The organism is Providencia sp. NPDC089933, from assembly GCF_049545585.1.
In the GTDB taxonomy this organism is placed as follows: Bacteria; Pseudomonadota; Gammaproteobacteria; order Enterobacterales; family Enterobacteriaceae; genus Providencia; species Providencia huashanensis.
The window spans coordinates 52,785-77,862 of the sequence record NZ_JBMWDT010000001.1 but is presented as its reverse complement, the minus strand read 5'-3'; the positions used below and the strand labels follow the sequence as shown (position 1 = coordinate 77,862).

The 25,078-nt window shown below is 39.0% G+C and carries 27 protein-coding genes; 15 read left to right on the top strand and 12 right to left on the bottom strand.

All coding sequences use genetic code 11. The features are described from left to right. The first annotated feature begins 75 nt into the window (after window positions 1-75). The 10 genes from ttrR (at window position 76) to ACPEH5_RS00325 (ending at window position 10,482) form a co-directional block, all read left to right on the top strand. Window positions 76-672, top strand: coding sequence for a tetrathionate respiration response regulator TtrR (gene ttrR, locus ACPEH5_RS00370; protein ID WP_048606760.1), 597 nt, complete (start codon window positions 76-78; stop codon window positions 670-672). A 65-nt stretch (window positions 673-737) separates the two neighbouring features. Further along, window positions 738-1,682 (top strand): Kdo(2)-lipid IV(A) acyltransferase, encoded by a 945-nt coding sequence (locus ACPEH5_RS00365; protein ID WP_042847977.1) that lies wholly within the window; start codon window positions 738-740, stop codon window positions 1,680-1,682. 141 nt (window positions 1,683-1,823) lie between these two features. Further along, the gene (mdtG, locus tag ACPEH5_RS00360; protein ID WP_042847978.1) at window positions 1,824-3,050 is read left to right on the top strand and encodes a multidrug efflux MFS transporter MdtG; all 1,227 of its coding nucleotides are present in this window, start codon (window positions 1,824-1,826) and stop codon (window positions 3,048-3,050) included. Window positions 3,051-3,432: 382 nt separating this feature from the next. Next, window positions 3,433-4,962 (top strand): peptide MFS transporter, encoded by a 1,530-nt coding sequence (locus ACPEH5_RS00355; protein WP_198861288.1) that lies wholly within the window; start codon window positions 3,433-3,435, stop codon window positions 4,960-4,962. A gap of 156 nt (window positions 4,963-5,118) precedes the next feature. Next, a complete protein-coding gene (locus ACPEH5_RS00350; RefSeq protein WP_131680689.1) occupies window positions 5,119-5,907 on the top strand; it encodes a PhzF family phenazine biosynthesis protein in 789 nt (262 codons plus the stop codon). Window positions 5,908-6,180: 273 nt separating this feature from the next. Next, on the top strand, window positions 6,181-7,599 hold the full coding sequence (locus tag ACPEH5_RS00345) for an NAD(P)/FAD-dependent oxidoreductase (protein WP_042847981.1): 1,419 nt from the start codon (window positions 6,181-6,183) through the stop codon (window positions 7,597-7,599). 106 nt (window positions 7,600-7,705) lie between these two features. After that, the gene (locus tag ACPEH5_RS00340; RefSeq protein ID WP_042847982.1) at window positions 7,706-8,059 is read left to right on the top strand and encodes a hypothetical protein; all 354 of its coding nucleotides are present in this window, start codon (window positions 7,706-7,708) and stop codon (window positions 8,057-8,059) included. Window positions 8,060-8,261: 202 nt separating this feature from the next. After that, complete coding sequence (locus ACPEH5_RS00335; protein WP_042847983.1) at window positions 8,262-8,669, top strand: acyl-CoA thioesterase; 408 nt, start codon at window positions 8,262-8,264, stop codon at window positions 8,667-8,669. A 587-nt stretch (window positions 8,670-9,256) separates the two neighbouring features. Beyond that, window positions 9,257-9,826 (top strand): tetratricopeptide repeat protein, encoded by a 570-nt coding sequence (locus tag ACPEH5_RS00330; RefSeq protein ID WP_042847984.1) that lies wholly within the window; start codon window positions 9,257-9,259, stop codon window positions 9,824-9,826. Window positions 9,827-10,044: 218 nt separating this feature from the next. After that, window positions 10,045-10,482: a universal stress protein gene (locus ACPEH5_RS00325; protein WP_042847987.1), complete on the top strand. Its 438-nt coding sequence runs from the start codon at window positions 10,045-10,047 to the stop codon at window positions 10,480-10,482. Between the two features lie 207 nt (window positions 10,483-10,689). On the opposite strand, the gene ACPEH5_RS00320 is transcribed toward ACPEH5_RS00325, so the two are convergent. Together ACPEH5_RS00320 and agp are read right to left on the bottom strand one after the other, a co-directional pair. Continuing rightward, window positions 10,690-11,157: a GNAT family N-acetyltransferase gene (locus tag ACPEH5_RS00320; protein ID WP_281111237.1), complete on the bottom strand. Its 468-nt coding sequence runs from the start codon at window positions 11,155-11,157 to the stop codon at window positions 10,690-10,692. A 130-nt stretch (window positions 11,158-11,287) separates the two neighbouring features. Further along, entirely contained in the window at window positions 11,288-12,541 is a 1,254-nt protein-coding gene (gene agp / locus ACPEH5_RS00315) for a bifunctional glucose-1-phosphatase/inositol phosphatase (RefSeq protein ID WP_042847990.1), read from the bottom strand. 224 nt (window positions 12,542-12,765) lie between these two features. On the opposite strand from agp, the gene ACPEH5_RS00310 reads away from it, so the two are divergent. Both ACPEH5_RS00310 and ACPEH5_RS00305 read left to right on the top strand, forming a co-directional pair. Then, the gene (locus tag ACPEH5_RS00310; protein ID WP_042847992.1) at window positions 12,766-13,212 is read left to right on the top strand and encodes a GNAT family N-acetyltransferase; all 447 of its coding nucleotides are present in this window, start codon (window positions 12,766-12,768) and stop codon (window positions 13,210-13,212) included. Between the two features lie 2 nt (window positions 13,213-13,214). Next, window positions 13,215-13,760, top strand: a complete 546-nt coding sequence (locus ACPEH5_RS00305) for a GNAT family N-acetyltransferase (protein WP_281111238.1) — start codon at window positions 13,215-13,217, stop codon at window positions 13,758-13,760. On the opposite strand, the gene ACPEH5_RS00300 is transcribed toward ACPEH5_RS00305, so the two are convergent. The 6 genes from ACPEH5_RS00300 to ACPEH5_RS00275 all read right to left on the bottom strand — a co-directional run bounded on the left by ACPEH5_RS00300 (window position 13,761) and on the right by ACPEH5_RS00275 (window position 20,418). Continuing rightward, window positions 13,761-14,219: a YbaK/EbsC family protein gene (locus tag ACPEH5_RS00300; RefSeq protein WP_042847995.1), complete on the bottom strand. Its 459-nt coding sequence runs from the start codon at window positions 14,217-14,219 to the stop codon at window positions 13,761-13,763. A 197-nt stretch (window positions 14,220-14,416) separates the two neighbouring features. Continuing rightward, complete coding sequence (gene fdnI / locus ACPEH5_RS00295) at window positions 14,417-15,073, bottom strand: formate dehydrogenase-N subunit gamma (RefSeq protein ID WP_042848077.1); 657 nt, start codon at window positions 15,071-15,073, stop codon at window positions 14,417-14,419. Beyond that, entirely contained in the window at window positions 15,066-15,953 is an 888-nt protein-coding gene (gene fdxH, locus ACPEH5_RS00290; RefSeq protein ID WP_164975524.1) for a formate dehydrogenase subunit beta, read from the bottom strand. Before fdxH ends, fdnI begins: the two co-directional genes overlap by 8 nt. A gap of 11 nt (window positions 15,954-15,964) precedes the next feature. Beyond that, on the bottom strand, window positions 15,965-19,012 hold the full coding sequence (fdnG, locus tag ACPEH5_RS00285; protein WP_129466691.1) for a formate dehydrogenase-N subunit alpha: 3,048 nt from the start codon (window positions 19,010-19,012) through the stop codon (window positions 15,965-15,967). 739 nt (window positions 19,013-19,751) lie between these two features. Next, window positions 19,752-20,075: a YnfA family protein gene (locus ACPEH5_RS00280; RefSeq protein WP_131680692.1), complete on the bottom strand. Its 324-nt coding sequence runs from the start codon at window positions 20,073-20,075 to the stop codon at window positions 19,752-19,754. A 76-nt stretch (window positions 20,076-20,151) separates the two neighbouring features. After that, complete coding sequence (locus ACPEH5_RS00275; RefSeq protein ID WP_042848005.1) at window positions 20,152-20,418, bottom strand: DUF2798 domain-containing protein; 267 nt, start codon at window positions 20,416-20,418, stop codon at window positions 20,152-20,154. Window positions 20,419-20,649: 231 nt separating this feature from the next. Here ACPEH5_RS00275 and ACPEH5_RS00270 point away from each other — a divergent pair, with 231 nt between their 5' ends. Both ACPEH5_RS00270 and ACPEH5_RS00265 read left to right on the top strand, forming a co-directional pair. Next, complete coding sequence (locus ACPEH5_RS00270; protein WP_042848007.1) at window positions 20,650-21,186, top strand: dihydrofolate reductase family protein; 537 nt, start codon at window positions 20,650-20,652, stop codon at window positions 21,184-21,186. Beyond that, window positions 21,183-21,764: a TetR/AcrR family transcriptional regulator gene (locus ACPEH5_RS00265; RefSeq protein ID WP_052219432.1), complete on the top strand. Its 582-nt coding sequence runs from the start codon at window positions 21,183-21,185 to the stop codon at window positions 21,762-21,764. The genes ACPEH5_RS00270 and ACPEH5_RS00265 overlap by 4 nt, the downstream gene beginning before the upstream one ends. Before the next feature lie 8 nt (window positions 21,765-21,772). Here the strand turns inward: ACPEH5_RS00265 and ACPEH5_RS00260 are convergent, their stop codons facing one another. Together ACPEH5_RS00260 and ACPEH5_RS00255 are read right to left on the bottom strand one after the other, a co-directional pair. After that, window positions 21,773-22,063, bottom strand: a complete 291-nt coding sequence (locus ACPEH5_RS00260; RefSeq protein ID WP_272656357.1) for a putative quinol monooxygenase — start codon at window positions 22,061-22,063, stop codon at window positions 21,773-21,775. A 201-nt stretch (window positions 22,064-22,264) separates the two neighbouring features. Then, window positions 22,265-22,831 (bottom strand): NAD(P)H-dependent oxidoreductase, encoded by a 567-nt coding sequence (locus ACPEH5_RS00255; protein WP_198861284.1) that lies wholly within the window; start codon window positions 22,829-22,831, stop codon window positions 22,265-22,267. A 172-nt stretch (window positions 22,832-23,003) separates the two neighbouring features. Between ACPEH5_RS00255 and ACPEH5_RS00250 the strand changes: the two genes are divergently transcribed. Next, window positions 23,004-23,444, top strand: coding sequence for a hypothetical protein (locus tag ACPEH5_RS00250; RefSeq protein ID WP_208325144.1), 441 nt, complete (start codon window positions 23,004-23,006; stop codon window positions 23,442-23,444). A 68-nt stretch (window positions 23,445-23,512) separates the two neighbouring features. Here the strand turns inward: ACPEH5_RS00250 and ACPEH5_RS00245 are convergent, their stop codons facing one another. Beyond that, window positions 23,513-23,941 (bottom strand): TOBE domain-containing protein, encoded by a 429-nt coding sequence (locus ACPEH5_RS00245; RefSeq protein WP_131680695.1) that lies wholly within the window; start codon window positions 23,939-23,941, stop codon window positions 23,513-23,515. 91 nt (window positions 23,942-24,032) lie between these two features. Further along, window positions 24,033-24,551, bottom strand: a complete 519-nt coding sequence (locus tag ACPEH5_RS00240) for a hypothetical protein (RefSeq protein WP_048606642.1) — start codon at window positions 24,549-24,551, stop codon at window positions 24,033-24,035. Window positions 24,552-25,078: the final 527 nt, after the last annotated feature.

Here is a 25,078-nt window from a genome sequence, read left to right as displayed (position 1 = left end):
AGCTTTATTAAGACAATCAACGCTCATCAGCTAATACTTTATTTTGTCCCCCTCTAAACTACGAGGTATAAATTGATGCCAGTTATTCATCTAGTGGATGATGACACCGATGTGACCGATGCTTGCCAATTTTTACTAGAAACCCTTGGCTATAGTGTCACCGTGTGGAATGACAGCGAAACATTTATTCAGAATGCAGCCCTTCATCAAGAAGGGGTGGTTTTGTTGGATATGCGTATGCCTAAACTGGATGGTCGGCAAGTTCATCGGTATCTTAGGGAGCAACAAAGCACGCTAGCGGTCATATTTCTGTCGGGTCATGGCGATATTCCAATGGCAGTGGAACAAGTTAAATTAGGGGCTGTCGATTTCCTGCAAAAACCGATAGATAGCCAACTACTGGCGAAAACCCTTGACCAAGCGCGGGCGCAAACAACAAAGGCAACTGAACGTTATTTATTAAAACAACGTTATGAGACGCTCACTCCCCGCGAGAAAGACATTTGCCACTACGTTTTGCAAGGTTTGATTAACCGTGAAATTGCCGAGGCAGCCTGCGTTTCTGTACGAACCGTTGAGGTTCATCGTTCGCGAGTAATGGAAAAAATGGCGGTACGTAACTTAGCTGAGTTAATGAGTACCATGCAGGCGGTTAACGCTTTAAACGAATAATTTGATATAATTTAACCTAGTCTTTTTATTCATTAACCATGACTAACTAAAATATTCGGATACTCATGATATTAGCCCCAAAATTTCAAAAACGTTTTCTTCACCCTCGTTACTGGTTAACATGGGTGGGTATTGGCATCTTATATCTGCTTGTTTTATTGCCTTATCCCGTTATTTATTGGCTGGGAACTCGTTTAGGTCTACTGTCGATGCGCTTTTTAAAGAAACGGGTTCAAGTTGCTGATCGCAATCTTGAGCTATGCTTTCCAGATATGAGCTTAAAAGAAAGGCAGCTCTGTATCGACAAAAATTTTGAATCAGTTGGTATGGGGCTTTTTGAAACCGGTATGGCATGGTTTTGGCCTGATTGGCGAGTCCAGCGTTGGGTTAAAGTTATTGGGGCTGAAAATGCAGCCGCAGCACGAGAAACAGGCCGAGGGATTATCGCCCTTGGTGTGCACTTCCTAACTCTTGAGATTGGTGCCCGGGCTTTTGGAATGTTAAACCCAGGGATCGGTGTGTATCGGGCTAATGACAATGATTTACTCGATTGGCTGCAAACTCGTGGCCGCTTGCGTTCTAACAAATACATGCTTGACCGCAAAGATATGAAAGGAATGGTGCGTGACTTAAAAAATGGGGAAATTCTCTGGTATGCCCCTGATCACGATTATGGCCCACGTAACAGTACTTTTGCACCATTATTTGCCGTAAAAAATGCCGCGACCACCAATGGTTCACAAATTATTTTGCGTCTTGCATCACCTTTAGTGGTGCCTTTTACGCCAAAGCGTTTACCGAATGCAAAAGGCTACGAATTAATCATCCAGCCAGCTATAGATAACTTCCCTATTGAAGATAACCTTGCGACGGCAACAAAAATGAATCAAATCATTGAAAAAGAAATCCTTAGAGCGCCTGAGCAATATATGTGGCTACACCGCCGTTTCAAGACGCGTCCCGAAGGAGAATCTTCTTTGTATGGGGATTTAGATAAAATACACCATTAACTTTTAGCTGTAGTTCATTACCTTAATTCATTCTTTCTCCTGAATAATTTGACCTACAGCTAGGTGACACTTTGAAGCCCCTTTAAAATTTCGTCGTATAAGGGGCAACTAAGTGAAGCCAGCAATACTGAAGGACAATGTATGACAGGAAAAACAGGCTATTGGAAACGAAATCTCTACGTTGTGTGGTTCGGGTGTTTTTTAACCGGTGCCGCCTTTAGCTTGATTATGCCTTTTCTCCCCCTTTACATCGAGCAACTCGGTGTCAAAGACCATGCTTCGTTGAACTTATGGACCGGCGCAGTTTTCAGTATTACCTTCTTATTTTCAGCCATTGCGGCACCATTTTGGGGGCGCTTGTCCGACCGTAAAGGGCGTAAATTAATGTTATTACGTTCTGCCTTAGGTATGGCTATCGTGATGGTATTAATTGGCTTTGCGCAAAATATTTGGCAACTACTGGCTTTAAGGGCATTACTGGGCCTGCTAGGTGGGTTTGTCCCCAATGCCAACGCACTGATCGCCACTCAAGTCCCAGTGAAAAAAAGTGGTTGGGCAATGGGGGTTCTCGCGACAGGTGCGGTCAGTGGGGCTCTGATTGGCCCACTGATTGGTGGCTTACTTGCTGACCAATATGGCCTACGCCCAGTATTTTTTATCACCGCCACCGTCTTATTCATTTGCTTTTTTGTCACTCTTTTCTATGTACGGGAACGTTTCACCCCTGTTTCACGTAAAGACGCACTGTCAGGTAAACAAGTTTTTGCTTCATTACGCAATAAAAACCTAGTGATTAGCTTGTTTTTCACCACCATGATTATTCAAGCCGCTATGGGGTCAATAAACCCTGTTATCACCCTCTATGTCCGTGACCTATCCCATTCTTTAGAAAACCTCGCGTTTGTCAGTGGGGTTATTGCCTCTATACCTGGCGTAGCAGCTTTAATTAGCGCTCCGATGCTAGGTAAGCTTAGTGACCGAATAGGCCCTGAAAAAGTTTTACTTGCGGCACTAGGTACCTCTATCTTCATTCTATTTCCTATGGGCCTTGTTGGGAGTTATTGGGAATTAGGCTTTCTGCGATTTATGCTCGGAGCCTTAAATGCGGCGCTCTTACCCGCAGTGCAAACCTTGATTATTTATAACATTTCTCACCAAGTTACCGGGCGAATTTTCAGCTATAACCAAGCACTGCGCGATGTCGGCAATGTGACAGGGCCTTTAATGGGGTCATTTGTTGCAGCAAGTTATGGTTTTAGGGCGGTATTTTTCTTCACATCCGCTTTGGTTCTCGTCAACTTAATCTATTCATGGTTAGTCATCAGGCGCCAGTCCGATGACTTACGCGCATCACCTTCAGACCCGTAACTAACAAGCTATTTATTGCACAAAAACCCGATGATTTCTAAGCTTTACTGACTTACCGAGTGAAAACCTAACCAGGAATAATATAACTAATTGTTTTTAAACAACTTAATCGATTCAAAAATCTTTCTTTTATTGTCAACAAAAATCCTGTATCTTCCCCTACCTTATCGTGAAAAATGAGAGTTATATCGAATTTTCACCTTAAAATATGGCCTTTTACTATAAATTCATTCTGTATATAGGCAATTCTATAATAATGTATGTTAAAAATATGTTTCCGAACTGAAAGTTAACATATCAATAATAATTGACACTCAAGCGCTCGGCTTGGTGTTTTAAATCATGCACAACCTCTCAAGAGATAATTTATGGGAGTTCACAGATGAATAATTCTGCGACTAAAACAAAAACTTTTTTTGGGCATCCATACCCATTGAGTTCGCTTTTCCTCACAGAAATGTGGGAACGTTTTTCTTTTTATGGTGTTCGTCCGTTACTTATCCTGTTTATGAGTGCGGCATTATTACAAGGCGGAATGGAATTACCCATTGAACAAGCTTCCGCTATTGTCGGGATTTTTGCTGGCGGTGTATACATCACGTCATTACCCGGTGGCTGGTTAGCTGATAACTGGCTAGGGCAACGTCGTGCGGTATGGTATGGCTCATTAATTATTGCATTTGGGCACTTATCCATCGCAATGTCCGCCTTTTTAACCAATACTTTCTTTTTCGTAGGCTTATTACTGATTGTCTTGGGAACCGGGTTATTTAAAACCTGTATTACCGTTATGGTCGGTACCTTATATAAGAAAGAAGATACACGCCGTGATGGCGGTTTCTCTCTATTTTATATGGGGATTAACATGGGTTCATTCATAGCCCCATTAATCATAGGCCCATTACATGAAAAGTATGGCTGGCACATAGGTTTTGGCCTTGGTGGCGTAGGTATGTTAATTGCTTTGCTTATCTTCCGCTTCTACGCTATTCCACAAATGCGCCGTTATGATAAAGAAGTCGGCCTCGATTCCACATGGAACCGCCCTACTGTTCAACGCAAAAATGTCGGTAAGTGGGTTACATTATCGATGGTGCTGTTGGCTATTCTTGTCGTATTAATCAACAACGGAACGATCCCATTTAATGCTTCAATGATAGCCAAAAGCTCGGCTTATGTAATTTCCGCTTGTGTGGGTCTCTATTTCTTATTTATGTTTTTCTTTGGGGGCTTAAACAGCAGCGAACGTTCTCGCCTAATTGCCTGTTTAATTTTACTGGTCGCAGCGGCCTTCTTCTGGTCAGCATTTGAGCAAAAACCAACCTCTTTTAATATTTTTGCTCGTGACTATACTGACCGCCAAATGGGCAGTTTCGAAATCCCTACTATTTGGTTCCAATCAATTAACGCGTTATTTATCATTCTGTTAGCACCGGTATTTAGTTGGTTTTGGCCTTCGTTAGCTAAACGCAACATGAACCCAAGCAGCATGACTAAATTTGTGATTGGTATTTTATTTGCTGCTGCTGGCTTTGCTATCATGATGGTAGCCGCAAACCAAGTTCTCGCCACTCAAAGCGGTGTATCCCCATTTTGGTTAGTAGCGAGCATTTTACTGCTTACATTGGGTGAATTATGCTTAAGCCCTATTGGGCTTGCGACAATGACACTATTAGCGCCACAAAAAATGCGTGGGCAAGTCATGGGCTTATGGTTCTGTGCTAGTGCATTAGGTAACCTTGCTGCTGGTATCATGGGCGGTAATATCCGCAAAGACCAATTAGATTCTATGCCTGAGTTATTCTCTCATGTTTCTATTGCGCTGGTGATCTGTGCCATTGTTTTAGCTGCACTGATTATCCCTGTCAGAAAAATGTTGAAAAATGCCGATAAAAACGAAGCTAATGCTTAATCACAAGTATTAATCACCAAATCCCGTTAGCTAACAGAGCTAACGGGTTTCTCACGTTATAATACCATTCACCATAATTAGCTTATTATTTTTTAATAAAATAGACGCTATACTGCCTTTCTTTCATCCTCTTTTCGCCCATTAGGGAAGCCTAAAATGAGCCTTTCATTACCAATTTATTATGTTGATGCCTTTACTGATACACTTTTTCACGGTAACCCCGCCGCTATTGTTTTACTTGATGATTGGTTACCTGATGAAAAGTTAATTGCAATTGCAGCCGAAATTAATTTATCAGAAACCGCTTTTTTAGTCGGGCACCATATCCGCTGGTTTACACCAAAAGTTGAAGTTAAATTATGTGGTCATGCAACATTGGCCGCCGCTTTTGTACTTAACGAGATATTAAAACAAAATAATAACCCTCTCACATTGACGTCTCTTTCAGGGGAATTAACTATCACACCAAGCTCTCGAGGATTTACCCTCGATTTCCCAGCCCTAAATTCCATGCAAAGTGAACCTACGCAATATCCTCAATTAGAGGAGATCCTTGGTGTGGAACTTCAAGAGCTTTGGATAGCAAAAGACCGTTACTTATGTTTCCTTGAAAACGAGGAACAAGTCCAATCCTGCCAACCTAATTTGTTCAAATTATCGCAGCTTCCACTACCTGGATTAGTTATTACAGCTAAAAGTGCTGAACAGGGTTATGACTTCGTTTCTCGTTATTTTGCTCCTGCAAAAGGGGTCAATGAGGACCCAGTAACGGGTACCTCACATTGTGCAATAGCACCATTGTGGGCTAATCGGTTAAATAAATTGCAGTTAGTTGGTAAACAACTTTCAGCGCGAGGTGGTGTTATGCTTTGTGAACTCACGGCTAATCGCGTGAGATTAACAGGTAAAGCCACTTTATTCCTAACAGGAAAAATCCATATTTAACCTATAAATCAACAAATTAAAAATCATTTTATTTTTCCTTTTATCCAGTCAACTCGCCGATAACATCCTCAATGGATGTACAAAGTATCGGCTCCCCACCTCCTTGCAATAAACAATTAAATATTTTTTTAACATTTAATTAATAGTTTTAATTATTCATCAAACTAGTTTACACTTATAATTATTATTAAAAATATAATTACAATTATAAGTATTACTAATTGAAGCATTGATTAATTGTTAAAACTCATTCAATACAAGGAACTCAATAAGATGGCTATTACTAGAAGAAAATTTCTTATCGGTGGTGCAGTTGTTACCGTTGCTGCTGGTGCTGGAATTTTAACTCCAATGTTAACTCGTGAGGGTAGGTTTGTTCCCGGTAAACCAAGATATGGTTTTGTAGAAGGAACAGAAGGCGCGTTACCGCAGCAGGCTGACGTAGTTGTTATTGGTGCTGGAATTCTAGGAATTATGACCGCCATAAACCTTGTTGAGCGCGGTTTAAATGTTGTGGTAGTTGAAAAAGGGAATATCGCTGGGGAGCAGTCTTCACGCTTCTACGGCCAAGTGATTACCTATAAAATGCCTGATGAAACATTCTTACTCCATCACATTGCTAAACAACGTTGGAGAGAAATGAATGCTAAAGTCGGCGCAGATACCAGCTATCGCACACAAGGTCGCGTTGAAGTTCCCCTCGATGAAGAAGACTTAGTTAACGTCAGAGAGTGGATCGACAGTAGAAATAAAAACGTTGGTTCAGATATTCCTTTCAAAACACGTATCATTGAAGGCGCTGAGTTAAATCAACGTTTGAAAGGCGCACAATCAGACTGGAAAATAGCTGGCTTTGAAGAAGACTCTGGTAGCCTAGATGCAGAAATAGCCGCTTTTGTTATGGCTGATTATGCGAAAAAGATTGGGGTTAAAATTTACACCAACTGTGCAGCGCGTGGCTTAGAAACACAAGCTGGGGTCATTTCTGATGTTGTGACTGAAAAAGGGGCAATCAAAACTTCCCGTGTTGTTGTTGCTGGCGGAGTTTGGTCTAGACTATTTATGCAAAATCTAGGTGTTGATGTCCCAACCCTACCTGCATATCAATCACAGCAGTTGATCTCTGGCTCCGCAACGGCTCCTGGTGGTAACGTCGCTTTACCGGGTAATATTTTCTTCCGTGAACAAGCCGATGGCACCTACGCAACGTCACCTCGAGTGATCGTTGCCCCTGTTGTTAAAGATTCTTTCGTGTACGGTTATAAATATATCCCTCTGTTATCTATGCCTGATTTCCCTGTTCATATTTCCTTGAATGAACAATTGATTAATTCATTCACAGAGCCAACAAGCTGGAGATTGGATGAAGTTTCACCATTCGAAAAACACAGAAATATGACTGCATTACCAGACTTACCAGAATTAAATGCTTCATTTGAGAAACTAAAAACTGAATTCCCAGCCTTTAAAGATTCTAAACTTATTGACCAATGGAGTGGTGCAATGGCTATCGCGCCGGATGAGCACCCTATCATTTCTCAAGTCAAAGAGTACCCAGGTCTGGTAATTAATACGGCAACAGGCTGGGGTATGACAGAAAGCCCAGTTTCGTCAGAAATCACAGCCGACCTGTTACTCGGCAAAGAACCTATGTTAGATGTTAAGCCATTTAGCCTGTACAGATTTAGCTAATATTTAATTATCCCCCAAGAAAACCCTTATATTTTTTAAGGGTTTTCTTGTTGCCTATTCTAATTCTATTCACTAACATTCTAGACTTAATTCAAATGGAGTGATTATGAATAAGTTAATATTAGGGATAGCTATTGCACTGGTCAGTACTGTCGCATTTAGTGAAAAAAATTATACGGTTGAACAGCTAGAAAGTCTGATTGCTGCAAATAATAAACCGTCTATATTGGTACCTTCTTTAGATGGTTCAATCGCAAAAGATGACTTCCCTACCTGCAAATCAGGGCTGATAGAGTGGCTCGACGGTGTAAAAACATACCCAGTTACCATCGAAAAAGATATTGATGGCGAATTTTCAGCCACCATTTGGTCTGAATCGAAAGCTTTTCTTGTTTCCTGTGTCAAAAGCGGGGATAAAGCAAAGGCTATTCGTATGAGTGCCGAATATTCAGATAATTAGAGGTTACCCACCTCACAATAATCTTAAAGGCATATTAATAAAATAATAGGTCTTTAAGATTTCCTTATTATTTTTCTCATTAACAAAAAAAACGTCACTGGAACGATTCACTTCACATTTACAGATGAATTTATTTGTAATGAGTATTACACTTACCTTTTAACATTATTTATACACTAAGTAACAACTGTAAGGCTGAACCATGAGTTCCATTGCTGATGATGTCATCGCACAAAAAATTGAACAATCAATTTCCCGCGTCTCTAAAGTCGTGTTCCCAACCACCACTAACCACCATAGTACTTTGTTTGGCGGTACTGCACTCGCTTGGATGGATGAAGTTTCCTTTATTACTGCTACGCGTTTTAGTCGTAAACGCCTTGTCACCGTTTCAACAGAAAAAATCAACTTTACCCATCCAATTCCTTCGGGAACCATTGTAGAACTCGTTGGCAAAGTCATTCGAGTTGGTAGAACCAGTCTAACAGTCAATGTCTCTATCTTTTTAGAAGATATGTATTCTGAAGGTCGTGAAGAAGTGATCCATGGCCAGTTTAATTTCGTCGCTATTGATGACAACGGTAAGCCTACCCCACTATTTGGGGAATAACCCTTTAACCTCGTGAAGAAAGGCTTGTTTTTCTTTCGCTAAAAGGCGTAGATGTACCTACTTTTATTTACGCCTTTTTAATACCGCATATGTCACTCATTATGTGTTAATTACTTTCGAATACTTTTAATTATTGTCAGTGTCTATTTTTAAGTTAAAAATAACAGCTTTCTGGCATAATAATCTAAATATGTTTAATAAACTTAACCTCTTCCCCACTTCTCATATATACAATATATGACTAGCATCTAAGTCAAAACATACTTATTAAGACAATTTAATTATTATTAGTATATTGTTACAATAAACACATCCCGTTACTAAAAGACCTTGTTTTTATACTCTAATAAGTTGTAATTACCATTAGATATTGATATTTTTTAGTTATAGTCGTAGAGTATCCAGAGATATTCATTACCTAAAAAATGCGTATATCCATTGAGTTTAACTTTATTGTATTATTGGTAGTAGCCTAGGTTTTTCTTTAAAAAGATGTTCCGCATTGTTAACTTTCAGCAATAAAAGATACAGATTACCATCGCTTTTTGATAATAAAAATGAACATTACACATATAAGATATAAAATTATGCTTAGAATTCTCTCACTTATTCTTTTATTTACCTTCTCCATAAACCATAGCGTCGCTGCGGTCCCTAAAGAGACAATTAAAAGAATTGAGCAAGAAGCTCAAAAAGGCGATATTAAAGCACAAGTTATGCTTGGCATCGGCTATTACCTTGGTAATGAACTCAAACAAGATTATGGAAAAGCCAAAAAATGGCTAACTATGGCATCAAATAAAGGTAACTCTGACGCACAACTATTTTTGGGCGATATGTATTTAAATGGAAACGGCGTTGAGGAAAACCTTGAAACAGCGATGGATTTATTTGAAAAATCAGCTAATAAAGGTAACGTTGAAGCTCAAAATTATATGGGGCAATTTTACTACCAAGGTATTGGTGTAAAGCAAAACTATATTACCGCCTTTGAATGGTTTAAAAAATCGGCTGATAAAAAGTTCCCACCTGCCCAATACCAAATTGGTAAAATGCTAAACAATGGTGAAGGCACTGAGATAGATGAAAAAGCCGCCGCGGATTATCTAGCACAAGCTTGTAAAGCAGGGTTGAAAGAAGCCTGTAACAAGAAATAATTTATACTGTTCACGAACTCCCTCTGGCTTGGCAAACTCAATACTCAAAATGAGGGTGCCGAGCCTTTTCCTTTTTCTTTTCCCCATAAAAAATGTATTGCGACTACTTGCTCACAACCTTTAACTTTAAAATTCGTTATTATTAATTTATGGATAATCAATATCAAAATATATGATAATGTTCTAAACTTATAATATAAAAGAAAAAAGGAGAATATATGTACAATACAATTTTAGTTCCGATCGATGTAACCGAAGACGCACTCACCAACCTATTAGTACCCCATGTTAATTCGCTACAGAAATTAAATAATGCGACGGTACACTTTCTTGCTGTAACTGCACCAATCTCTAACTATTTACGTTATGGTGGCACCATTTTACCAGGTGATTTTCCAGATGATGCAAAACAAGCTGAGCTTATCCTTGCTGAATTGAAAGAAAAAATTAAATTGTTCTCGGTTCCTGCAGATAAAGTGCATGCAAAAGCGACTATTGGCTCTGTTAAAGATGAAATTATTGCCGTTGCTGAAGATATCAACGCTGATATTATTTTACTCGGCTCACGTCGTCCGAGCATGTCAACCTACTTATTAGGCTCTAATGCCGCATCTGTAGTGCGTTATGCTAAGACAAGCGTATTAGTCGTCCGATAATAAAGACTAATAATATATATATATAGCTAGGTCAGCTCATTTTACAAATGAAAAGTTTAGCTTTAATGATTGTTACAAAAAACAATAAAGGCATACACTTTATCAGACTATTTAAGACCTATTTAGGGTACATTAAAGGCTCATAAACATTTTCGTGATTTTTTTCACTCCCTGCTTTTATAGCAGGGATTTTTTTATGTCATTTACTTAGCTTTTATTTAAGCGAAAACGCTTGAAGGGTACCCCATCAAAATCTACGAGTGCCTCTTCAACAAAACCATAGCGCAAAATTGCTGATAATTTCAAGCGAGTTAAAGGTAAGTGGATCGTTACAGAGTCAACATTAAGTGACGTAAATGCTTTATTTATCATGCGCTCCGCCAAGCATTTCCCTGCTCCCCAGAAATCAGGATGTAACACTAAAGCCAAATCCGCATCACCGGCTTCATTTTGTAAACCACCCCACCCTGCAAATTGCTCATCAATCATGATTGCCCACACACCATAGCCATGTTGACCCCAATGTTGCTCTTTGCCAGCAACCCAATCGCGACAAAATGCCTCATCAAATTGGTTATTACCCAGTGGCATATGTTTTAAAACTAATGGATGGGTATTCAATGCAATAATATCTGCGGTGCAGATTTGACTTAACTTACGAAACTCTATCAACATAGTTACCTAGTTATTACTCATATTATACAGTCAGCGAAAAATTGATTAGCGGTTTTGAACATAATTTAAATATCATATTAAAACAATAGCCCACTCAATAGAATGGGCTATTAGCATAGCAATTAACCCATTATTGCTCTAGTGCCATTGCCATGACTTTTTGGAAGTCTTCCCATGAGCAATATCCATTTTTATCAATAGGGCAACCTTTTAGCTCCAACGTGACATGTTGTGGTGGTGTTTGCAGAGACAAGTAAGCATTATCTCTCAGTTGATCAGCCGTTTGATAAACATATTCTACTTTCATAAAATCTTTATTAGCCTGTTTATCAGTCCAACGCTGAAAGACTAATTTCCCACCAATCGGCGTATGTTCATACTGCTGAGGTAATTGATAAGGTTTAAAATCCATCGCTGACATCAACGACGCAATATTTGAATCGTGGCCGACTAAGAAAATAAATTTTGCAGTTTCGCCCTTATCAACTGACACAAAACCTTTATCAATGTAATTTAATATTGGGTGTGCAACATTCTTAGCAATCAATTTTGGTGTAAACAGCGTCTCTTGATAAGCATTTTTTAATGTGTTTAATTTTTGCCATTTTTCTGGCGAATTGACCATGCCCCAAGCGACTTCATCAGCAGGGAAACCTTCATAATATTGCAGGTCGATAGCATCTACAGCTGAATTGGCCATTTTTAATGGACCGCTAACCCCAGGCTCTTTATTTTCTTCAATAATAAAACTATTTTTCTGGCTATTTAAATTACATAATTTATCCGTTTTACATTTCTGGGAATCTTTAATGTTCAAAACGGTATCAAGCTCTTCATAGCCGGCTTTCAGCGATAAACCATTCAAATAATCATCCATTGCTGAGAGTGCTTTTTGTTTGAACTCTGGGCTTCCGTTGGTAATAATAGGGTTAAATACGGGGTCCATTTTACCAATTTCAGGTTGGTGGTGGATATTCACTTTACAACCGGGGAAAGCACCCGCAGCGAAAAATTGGGCTGTCGCTATGGTTCTTTGTAGGCTGTTAGTATAAAGGTAAATATCCTCACTGCTGGTTGGGCATAGCTCATCCGCTAATAATTTGTTTTGGTCTATCCATTCCCGAAAATAATGCCCCATATACACTTCTAAAGCCCCACCTTTGGTGGTGAGATAACCACTATGTGCATCCCAAGCAGGCCATTTTTTATCGGTAATCTCAGTAAGAACGCCTGTGTTAACAATTGGTGTTCGTAAGTTATGGCGACTAAGCACTAAAACTTGGTCTAAAACCATATCAGTTTGGTTGTCTGTATTGGCTAGCGCTGGCGCGATAGGTGTGAATAATGCGGCAGATAAACAGAATGTTAGCAATTTATATTTCATTAAATATACCCCTAAGATCCAATCAAAAAAATGAAAAAGTACCCTATAAAAAAGTCAGACGCCCAGACTTCACGCCCAATATTACGACTCATCTAATAATGAATTAGTTAGCTTTTTTTTCTGCGATAAATATCTCAAAAACAACCTTAACCAAAATTAAAAAGGTCATTGACATACCATATTGGATAATTAAGATCACCCCATAAATATAAGGAGTAAATATAATGATAGTCCAAACCGCCACACGTGCACACGATAATGAAATTATTCGTGTTTGGGAGTCATCTGTTAGAGCCACACATCACTTTTTACCCGAAGAAAAAATTGCTGAATTAAAAGTGGCAATTAAAGACATTTACTTACCTAATTTAGCTGTATTTGTCACATTTGATGACCTAGGCAATATGATTGGTTTTCTGGGCTGTGATGAGCATCGTCTCGAAATGCTGTTTATTTCGCCAGAAAACAGAGGCCAAGGTACGGGGAAAAAGCTACTGCAATATGCAATTGACACTCTGGGTATTACAGAGCTAGACGTTAACGAACAAAACCCTCAAGCCATTGGTTTTTATCAGCATATGGGTTTTACACAATATGCTCGTTCTGAATTAGATGGAGAAGGAAACCCATATCCTATTCTACATATGCGCCTTAACCCTGTGGCACAATAACCATGAAAATTATTGAGTTAGAAACCCCTCGCTTACTCCTAAGAATGTGGCAAGAAAAAGATAAACTGCCATTTACACTGATGAACAGCCACCCAGAGGTGATGCGTTATTTCCCTTCAGTGCTAAGCGAGCAGCAAAGTACCGAAATGCTGGCCACAATCATCGATAAGTTTTCCCAACAAGGGGGCTGGGGGTTATGGGCTGTTGAATTGAAGTCTACCAATGAATTCATTGGGTTTATTGGTTTAAACACCCCGGCTAAAACATTGCCTTTTTCTCCCTGCATTGAGATAGGCTGGCGTTTATTACCTGAATTCTGGCATCAAGGCTTGGCAACTGAAGGGGCAAAAGCGGTGATCCAATTAGCTTTCGAACAATTACAGATTGCCGAACTAGTTGCATTTACTGCGGTACCTAATACACCATCAGAATTGGTAATGAAAAGACTAGGCATGATAAAACAACCAAATAATTTTTATCACCCAGCCTTACCTGATGGCCATTGGCTACAAGAACATGTACTTTACCGCATAACAGCTCAGGATTGATTACTGGCAAATATCAACCCATGATGCTTTGACAAGTTCTAACAGACGAGTTGGTGAAATACGTATAGCGCTATTCACTGACCCTGCAGCGGGTAGCACTTCGCTATATTGTTGTAGTGAAATATCACAGTAAATAACTAGGTCTCGGGGCAAACCAAACGGGCAAACACCGCCAACCGGATGGCTTGTGGAGTCTACAACCTCATCCGCTCGTAACATTCTCGCTTTTGCCCCCAATACTTGTTTTACTTTTTGGTTATCAAGCCGCGCTTCCCCTGCACACACGACTAAAACGACCTCATTTTTAAGTTTAAGTGACAGTGTTTTTGCGATTTGGTTTGCTTCAACATTATGTACTATTGCCGCTTGTTGCACTGTTGCTGTTGGGGTGTCAGTTTCTATAATGTCAATATCGGGGGCATGTTGTGCTAAAAATGCCCTAACAGATTGTATACTCATATATTTTCTCGTTATCATTGGTGGCAAGTCACTTTGTCATATGACGATTTTTACCTTACTAAAATTTTGCCATCTTGCAACCTAATGGTTTTACATGAATTTAATTTTAACTATAAATAACATGGTAAAACCAATAAAAAAGCCACCACAATGTATAAACAAAGTGATGGCTTGATGTGACTTAATCTAACAATAAATTACTTTTTGCCTTCAGCTTCAGCTTTGGCTTCTTTCGCCTCAACATCACGATACCAGCGAGGGTGGTGTTTTCTCGCCCAGCGGCGGCTAACCTTACCTTCTATCATGCCATTAATTGAGCCTTTCACCCAAAATGCCATATACATATGGATTAGAATCGCGTGGATTAGAATAATAGCGGAAAGTGCGTGGATCAAAATACTCCAACGAACCATCCACATAGGAAATAGATGAGCAAAATAAGGACGCCACATGATAATCCCAGTGATCAGTAGTACGAAAATCATACTCATGATACTCCAGAACATCATTTTTTGCCCCGCATTATACTTACCTACATCCGCCACCTCATGTTCATTACCTTTGAGAACTTCAACAATATTTTTAATCCATGGAAGGTCTTTCTTATCCGGAATATTGTGTTTCACAAAACGAACAAACATGAACATCAATACGACGAATATCAGTACACCAAAGAATGGGTGTAAAATTCTTCCCATTTGTGGAGTACCAAAGGTTTCCGTCAACCATTTCAGTGTTGGGAAAAATAAGGCGATACCAGACAAAGCAACCAAAAAGAAGCTGATGACAACAGTCCAGTGACAGGCGCGGTCAATAAACTTTGTCCGCACAATCATTTTGCTTTTTTTACTCATGGTCATCTTTCTCCTCATCATCACTCACTTCTTTGTTCGGTCCAATTCCCACATAGTGGAAAATTAACCCTGCAAAGGTGGCTATAAAGCCCGCAACAGAAAGTGGTTTCAAGACGCTCTGCCACAGATTGATTGGAGTATCAATTTGTGGGTCTTTCGGTAAGTCATGATAAAGTTGCGGTTTATCAGCATGATGAAGAACATAAACAACGTGAGTTCCCCCCACGCCTTCAGGATCGTAAATCCCCGCTTGCGCATATCCTCGATTTTTTAATTTCGTGACACGCTCTTCGCCGTATTCCAGCATTTCCCTCTTCGTACCAAAACGAATAGCACCTGTTGGGCAAGTTTTCACACAAGCGGGTTCTTGACCGACAGAAACTCTATCAACACATAAAGTACATTTATACACACGATTATCTTTAGGATTTAAGCGTGGTACATTAAAAGGACAACCCGCAATACAATAGCCACAACCAATACAGTGCTCCGATTGGAAATCAACGATCCCATTTGAATACTGAATGATCGCTCCCGCAGATGGGCACGATTTTAGGCAACCCGGGTCTGCACAGTGCATACAACCATCTTTACGGATTAGCCATTCCAGCTTACCGTTTTCGCTTGTTTCACTAAAACGCATCACCGTCCACGATTTTGCACTAAGATCGGTTGGGTTATCATAAACCCCAACGCAATGCCCGACTTCATCGCGAATATCATTCCATTCAGAACATGCCACCTGACAAGCTTTACAGCCTATACAGGATGACACATCAATGAGCTTACAAACTTCAAATTTATCGTCACGCGCCTGTGGTGGAGGCGTAATACTATTGGTCGCGGAACGCTTAATAATGTCTTGAGATTGCATGGACATAGTTCCCTCCCTTACGCCTTCTCAATGTTAACTAAAAACGCTTTATACTCAGGTGTTTGAGAGTTAGCGTCCCCCACAGATGGCGTCAACGTATTGGTGATAAAACCTTTTTGCGTAGCCCCTTCAAAGCCCCAGTGAATAGGTAACCCAACGGTTTCAATTGGTTTACCGTCCACCATCAGGGTTTGTAATCTCGGCGTTACCACCGCAACGGCTTTGATAAAACCACGTTTACTACTGACTTTGACCTTATCGCCTAACGCAATTCCTTTGGCTTTCGCTAATGTTTCGCTGATTTCAACAAATTGCTCTGGCTGAGCAATCGCATTCAAGCGAGCATGCTTAGTCCATGTGTGGAAGTGCTCTGTTAAACGATAAGTGGTGCCGACATAAGGGAAATCTTTGTGGTCGCCAAGACGTTTTTTGTCCTCATCAAAGATCCGTGCCGCAGGGTTAGAAACCACATTCGGGTGTAATGGGTTAGTACCAAGAGGCGTTTCAAAAGGCTCATAGTGCTCAGGGAATGGCCCTTCTGCCATCTTATCGATAGCAAATAAACGCCCTAACCCTTCTGGTTGCATAATGAATGGACCTGTTCCGACTTCTGGTGCAGATGCATTAAAGTCAGGAATATCATTACCGACCCATTTTTTGCCATTCCATTCAATTAGCACACGGTCTTTATTCCACGGCTTACCTTTAGTATCACAAGATGCTCGGTTATAAATAACGCGACGATTCAACGGCCACGCCCATGCCCAACCTAACGTGTTACCAATGCCAGACGGGTCACTATTGTCGCGATTCGCCATCTGGTTGCCTTTTTCAGTCCAACTGCCCGTGTATATCCAGCAAGAAGATGCTGTTGTACCGTCAGCACGTAATAAGGCAAATGAGCTAAGAAGTTCACCTTTTTTCGCTTGTAAATTGCCGTCGGCATCGTACAGATCAGCCAGTGCAACTCCGTTATTTTCTTTTGCCACTTCTTCTGATTCAGGGTGGAATTGCTGTTTATAATTCCATTTCATCTGCATCAGAGGATCTTGGCCTTGACCGCCTTCTTTTTCATACAACTCACGAATTTTGTATAAAATTCCTGTCAAGATTTGGCCATCATTACGCGCTTCACCTGGAGCATCCGCTGCCTGCCAGTGCCATTGCAACCAACGACCAGAGTTCGCGATAGAGCCATCTTCTTCTGCAAAACACGTTGATGGTAGACGGAAAACTTCAGTTTGAATCGAAGCTGTATCGACATCATTCATTTCACCGTGGTTTTGCCAGAAATTAGCAGTTTCAGTGACTAACGGGTCGACAACAATCAAATATTTCAACTTACTGAGGCAGCTAACAACTTTGTTTTTATCTGGGAATGACGCTACAGGGTTAAATCCTTGACAAATATAACCCGTGACCTCATTACGGCTCATCATGTCAAAATACTTCATTACATCATAAGCTTGGTCCCATTTAGGTAACCAATCATAGCCCCATTGGTTGTCAGCTTGTGCAGAATCACCATAGAAAGACTTCATTAAACTGACGAAGAATTTCGGGTAGTTACTCCAAAAGTTAACTTGATTTGGTAAGGTTGCTTTTGGTGTATTAGCAGACAGATAGCTATCAATATTCAGGTGTTTTTCTGAAGGCAACGTCAAATAGCCGGGCAGACTGGTCGATAATAACCCTAGATCAGTTAAACCTTGAATATTTGAGTGGCCACGTAAGGCATTAACACCACCGCCAGCAACCCCCATGTTACCAAGTAGTAACTGGATCATTGCCATGGTACGAATATTTTGCGCACCAACCGTATGTTGTGTCCAACCTAAGGCGTATAAGAAAGTCCCTGCTTTATCTGAAGCACTCGTGGTTGCTAAGATTTCACAGACTTTTAAGAAATCAGCCTTTGATGTACCACAAATTTGCTCAACAATTTCAGGTGTATAGCGTGACACGTGCTTGTGAAGCAGATTCCACACACAACGAGGGTCTTGTAATGTGTCATCGCGTAACGCATGACCATTTTCATCAAATTTGTAGTTCCAGCTGGTTTTATCATAACTACGTGTATCTGCGTTATAGCCACTAAAGAGGCCATCATCAAAGTCAAAATCATCTCGAACAATTAATGACGCATTAGTATAGTTTTGAACGTATTCAGCGTTTATTTTGTTATTTTCAATCAGGTACAACAAGACGCCCGATAAGAATGTAATATCGGTACCCGAACGAATCGGAACATAATGGTCTGCCACTGATGCCGTACGCGTAAAACGCGGGTCGATCACAATCAGTGTTGCATTGTTATTATTTTTCGCTTCAATTGCCCAGCGGAACCCAACAGGGTGTGCTTCCGCAGCGTTACCGCCCATTACGACGACGACATCGGCATTTTTGATATCAACCCAGTGGTTGGTCATCGCACCGCGACCAAATGTTGGAGCAAGACTTGCTACCGTTGGTCCGTGTCAGACACGTGCTTGGTTATCAACCGCCAGCATACCTAGCGATCTCGCGAATTTTTGGGTCAACATTCCTGTTTCGTTACTTGCAGCAGATGCACAAAGCATCCCTGTTGATAACCAACGGTTTACGGTTGTTCCCTCAGCGTTTTTCTCAATGAAATTTGCATCGCGGTCATCTTTCATTAAACGGGCAATACGTGTGAAAGCATCATCCCAGCTAATGCGTTGCCATTTATCAGAGCCTGGTGCTCTATATTCAGGATAACGTAAACGATTTTCGCTCTGGATATAGTCAAGCAGGCCAGCCCCTTTAGGGCATAAAGCACCACGGTTTACAGGGTGGTCGGAGTCACCTTCCACATGGAATATCGCGGATTTAGCATTCATGGCACCATCGCCCATGCTATATATTAGTAATCCACAACCGACAGAACAGTAAGTACAAGTGTTACGCGTCTCTTTAGAGCGTAGTAATTTATATTCACGTACATTAGCTATTGCCATTCCAGGCATAAAACCTAACGCAGCTACAGTTGTACCTGCCATCCCGCCAGCGCAGATTTTAAAAAACTTTCTGCGACTAACGTTCATTGCTAACCTCTTTATATTTTTTGTATAAATCGGTGAGAGAATAGCAGCCTAATATGATTAGATATTGCCTAAAATCAATGAAAGTGAAAATAAAAGTTTAATTAATATTAACTGAGTAGTTAAACATCAATTACAAATACTACCAATAGAGTAATTATTGTTAAATTGACTTAGATCAAATGTTACTTTTTGAAATATTTTAGTTAAATACATTTCATTAGCATTTTAAAAAATACAAATAAAAATAGAAGAAAATTAATTCAGGAAATACATCACAGCTGACCAAAAACTAAATTTATTTAATTTCATGAAAAATAAATCATCACCATATAAAACTGGTGGAAAAAACATTGACAGAAATAAGCATAAATCATTTGAAACTCTTTAAAATCAATTAATTAAAAAAATACCCAAGCTTAGTCTAGCTTTTTACAAAACCAATATTTAATTGTTCTAATATGAAACAATAATGATAAAAAATACCGAACATCACCACAGATACTTAAATAATAATAATAAACAAAAAAAATAACCGTCTTATAATAAGCCACCAGATAAAAATAAAACTCAGTTTTACGACAACCTTATCTGTATTTTTGAGGTAACAGCACTAGGCTATCTATGGTTCTTGCAGGCTTATAGTTTAAATATGGAAAAAGTGAATTCATTGAGAACTCACTTGCGAAATAATAATGACGTTCTTTTGGGATATTACTTTATCTAAATAATAATCTGTTTTTTACTCCCAGCCACTAATAATGATACCAGCGCCAACAAGCACAACGAAAGCCCCAACCCAGTCAGTTACCAAAAGTGCGACCCCATCGACAACTTTTAGCCATACTAACGCTGTGACAATATATATCCCACCGTAAGATGCATAAATTCGGCCACTGGCTTCTGGATGTAATGTCAATAACCAGACAAATAGCATCAAACTTAAGGCTGTAGGGATTAATAGCCAAGGCCCTCCCTGTTTTTTCATCCAGAGATAAGGGAAATAACAGCCTGCAATTTCAGCTAGTGCAGTGATAAAAAACAAACCAATAATTTTTATCGACATAAGACCCCATTCAAAATTAGCGCTACTGATTTCCCTTCTATAATAGCAACTGACTGTATGAAAAAAACACATGCTTTTAGGAGGATTTAACTAACATTAATGAGATTCGTCTCGCGATAGGTAATACAAAGAACACCGTTGGAAAGGCAATCATCCAAGAAATCCCCCAAGAGCTAACCCAAGATGGGAAAACTTCCGAAGTAAAACCTAGCGCTCTAACAGTACTAATAAGGGAAACGATCCCACTCATTACAAGGGATAAAAAGAAAGGAACTAGAAAGATCATCGCACGAGCAGGTAATTTGGGAATACCTAATACATAATTACGACTTTGATTTGGCATAAAAAACTCCAAGGTTACTGGCACACATAAGCATATAACTATTCGTGTGACCAAAAGTTATATGCGTTGGTTAACGTAAACGCTTACGAGTCTAATGACCAATCTCCGCTATTTTATAAGCAGCAAAAATTTTGTCAATTTAGCCCATCCCCTAAAAAGCATTTTACCCACTAGACTTGCACCATAGAACCAATTATTATACACCGTATAATTAATTAATGGGGAACAAATATGATTACGGGGCATGTATTTATTGCCACTAGTTTAGATGGCTACATCGCACGTAAAGATGGGCAAATAGATTGGCTTGGGTGCATTGATACTTCTAATGAGGATCATGGCTATGACCAATTTATCAATCAAATAGATGCAATTGTGATGGGAAGCGGCACCTTCGAAACACTAAGTCATATCACACCTTGGGTTTACAATCTTCCGGTTGTCGTACTTTCTTCTACATTAACCAACCAAGCCGTGCCTGAACATTTAGTGGGGAAAGTTCGTTTTAGTGATCAATCCCCTGAAAATGTGATGAAAATGCTGGAATTAGAAGGATGCCAACACGTCTATATCGATGGAGGGCAAGTGGTTCAATCATTTTTAAAAAGGGGTATGATTAGCGACCTAATTATAACTAAACTCCCCATTCTACTTGGGAGCGGGCGCCCATTATTTGGAGACCTCAATCACGATATTTTACTCAACCACCTGCATACACGCAGTTTCCCTTCCGGCTTTGTGCAATCTAAATATGAGGTTTTAAAGTGAAAGATAAAAAGCCTGGCCGCCCGCCGGCTAACCAGCAAACTATCTCTTTAGAGTTGATAGTGACTAAAGCTATTGAAATGTTAGATGATAATAAGGTTGATAACCTATCTATGCGCATGCTGGCCAAAAAGATAAACGTCAACCCGATGGCGCTCTATCATTACTTTTCAGATAAAGATGCCTTAATACAAGCTATTGCCAATAGGCTTTATCAAGATATTCAATTGCCTGACTTGCCTGACCTTTACCAACAAATCGAGTCGCTATTACTGCATTACAGGCAAAAAGTGACCCTTTATCCGCAAATCACCTTAGCTATTTTCAGTTCCCCAAATGCTTTTCCAGAACAAGCCAAAAGGATCACCGAAATACTCACCCAACAATTAATGAAACTTGGTTTATCTCAAATAGAAGCAACGAAATGGGGGCATATCCTAATAGATTATACTCATGGAGAAGCGCTATCAGTATCCCCTAAAAATCAAGCTCCCTCATTCACACCTGAAGCCATCCACACTGCTGAACTTAGTTACAGTGAGACTATTAAAATGTTACTTTTCAAGATAAATAGCAAATAATAGTGCTCCTAGGCAATTTTACTCATCAATTTCACATCTAACAGTTCGACCCTATCTTTTACCTGACTAATGAACTCGTTAAAGTGCAGTGTATTATTATGCTTATCAACGGCTTTTTGACTCTGCCATACCTCAAAGAAAACAAATGTATTAGAGTTGTCATGAAGCTGATGCAATTCATATTGAAGGCAACCTTCTTCCTGATGGCTCGACTTAACAATTGACTCTGCCGCGGCTCTAACATAAGCAACTTCGTTTTCTTTTGCTATTACCGTTGCAATGATCCTAACTTCAGACATAAAACCACCCTATCATGAATGATAAAGTAATTAATTTATCACATAATTTCATTATTTATTCTTAAAGATAAACAATTACAAATAAAACAAAATTATATTTTATTTTATTACAGAATTTGCGTAACCTTAAAACATAACGTGATAATAGACTTAATCACGTTATATAGAATTAAAGTATAAATAAATTTAATATTAAAATAATTAAACTTCGTTCAATACTGTATTTATAAACGCCATGCGGTGTTCATTTCCTCCCTGGGTTACATAGTCACAATTCATCCATTTACTATTTTTTAAACCTACCGCTGTCATACAATGAAAAATAGCATCACTAACAGGGTCTCCCTCTTTAATAATAAATTTTGTGGCTTCTTCTGATGTCGTGACAACAGTAGTTTTGGGGATGTCTAGCAAAGGTAATAATTTTTTCTGCTGTTCGTTATAATACCAAGCAAAACCGTTAAGCATTACTTTATCAAAAAAGCCTTTTAAAATTGCAGGCATTCCCATCCACCAAACAGGAAATATGACAATAACTTGTGAGCTATTTTTCAACATTTCTTGGTATTTTCCAACTAAAGGATCAATATAGTTACCGGTGGAATAAAGTGCGAGCTCTTCTTCTGCTAACACAGGGTTAAACTTATCTCTATGCAGGTCAATTACCTGATAATCTTTCTTTTTTTCGGTTAACCCTTTCGTTATATTATCAAGTAAAAACTGGCAGAAGCTCCCTTTCCAAGGGTGTGCATATATAATTGTCACCATAAAATCTATCCTTTTATTAAAATATCAATATCTAATTTTTTATTATAACTTACTGTTAATTGGCTAAAATGACTAAGCTCAAATATATTATCTAGAATATTTAAATGTTTTTACAGTTTGAAATAATCAGTGTAGCATAACTAGACATACAGTATTCACTGGGGGTTTCATAATGAATGCGATTCAATTAGAAATTACGCCTCAAGAAACCAATCTCTCTTTTCTATCCAATAAAATTACCTTACCTATTGGTAGCGACAGTATTAATGGGTTTAAATTTCAACACTCACCAATAACACCTTATGAAGCAGAAATAGCCATTGAATTAATTGAAAACACGGTCATTCCTGCTAGAAAGCAACTCTCTATAAATAACCCTGTTCTGATTAATAGAGATAATAAACTAAAGGCCATTTGGCAACACACTGGTAATACAGAATATTTTTTAACTACCCAGCAGATTGAAAGTGCATTTAACGAGTTGGTTAATGTCATCAATGGTAGCCCTATTAACTCAACAACTTTACCAACAGACACCTCGTTTACTGCTTTCTTAATCATTATAAGGGAGCTGACACATCACTGGGAATTAGATGGCATTTACCTTAAATAAAAAAGGGGGTAAATATCATTTCTATTTACCCCCCTTAACCATCTTTTGATAAATAGTTTATCAAACACTTATTTTTTCGTTGCAAGAATAATACTTGATGCTTTAATAATAGCAGTCACAGGGCTATTAACCATTAACCCCATCTCAGAGGTACTATTGTTTGTCACCACCGCAGATAACAAAGTACCTGCTTTTGTTCTTAAATTGACCACTGAATTCACACTGCCCTTTTCAATAGACTCGACAATGCCATTAAATTGGTTACGAGCAGAGAAATTATATTCATTCTCATCAGAAACAAGGACTACCCAAGGCGCTTTAATAACCGCAATTACAGGTTTCCCTTTTTCTAGACCTAGCTGTGCGGTACTATTTTTAGTAATAACCGCAGTAATGCTTTCCCCACTCGCTAAATCCAAAATAATTTCATCATTGACAGCACCAACACCAATAGATGCAACAACACCTGAAAGTTGGTTTCTTGCCGAAATAGTCATTATATATCCCCTATGAAAATGGCTGCTTTATACTCTATTCAATCTGTATGTTAATACAAATTAAACAATCATGTTCATGCCTTAATCACACTTAACCATTAACAACAGGGTCATTTTTATCATATTCAGGGGAGGAATCATGGTCATCATGCTGAGGTCGATTTTTTATTTCTATATATTTTTTTTCACAATCGGTTAAAAATTGCAGCGAATCCGTTTTCCCTGTTTTCTGATCAATTAAAAATAAACTAATTGTTTTTTGTTTTGGGGAGAAGATCTCAATAATTTTCCCGCTATCGTGGTAATAATCACCTTTATTAACAATGACTTTAAAATCTTTAACGGTCTTTATTTGCTGTTGTTGTTGGCTTTTTTCCAGTTTATAGCCTGCATATTCACCGGCTTCAAAATCACGAATATTGAATGCGCCATTGTAAGAAAACACTTTAACTGTCGGAGCCGCAGTCGGAAAAGCAAAAAAACCATTTCTATCTCTAGAAATCTGATTAATCGATTGGTCAATATTACATTCGTAAACTAACGTTGAATTAGAAGTCTGACAGCCTGATAACACAACTAAAGCCGTGAGCAAAATTCCTACTCTTTTCATATCATCCCTTATCTCTTCAATGTGTATAATTTAGCTCAGTATAAACATTATTATCCTTAAGCTAAACATTCATATTGTAAGAATATACTGCTGAGATAAATCAAGCTCACTTTAATAGACAATTATTCAATTGTTCAACTGTTCAACTGTTCAACTGTTCAACTGTTCAACTGGATGATTAAACAGTAATTTATTAATGGAAAACTCAGTTACTTACGTCATTGAGCTAAAATCCAGCGGTGATCAATATGATCAGAGCAGATAGCATCAACACCCTACTGTAATAATTCAGTTCACGTACAAGGGTCGCCCCGGTTTAAATTCCCTGCCCCCCACAACCATTAGTTGTTCACTCAAGAGTATCATCATGTAGAAGCACCATCACCTACGTTTTAACTTCAAATTAGTTAACACATTGAATTAACACCACCAAGATGTGCAACAATAGTTGGGTAAAACCAATTATTTATCAATATGCCCATATTTACTATTAAAAAAACAATATAGATAATACTCATGATAGTATT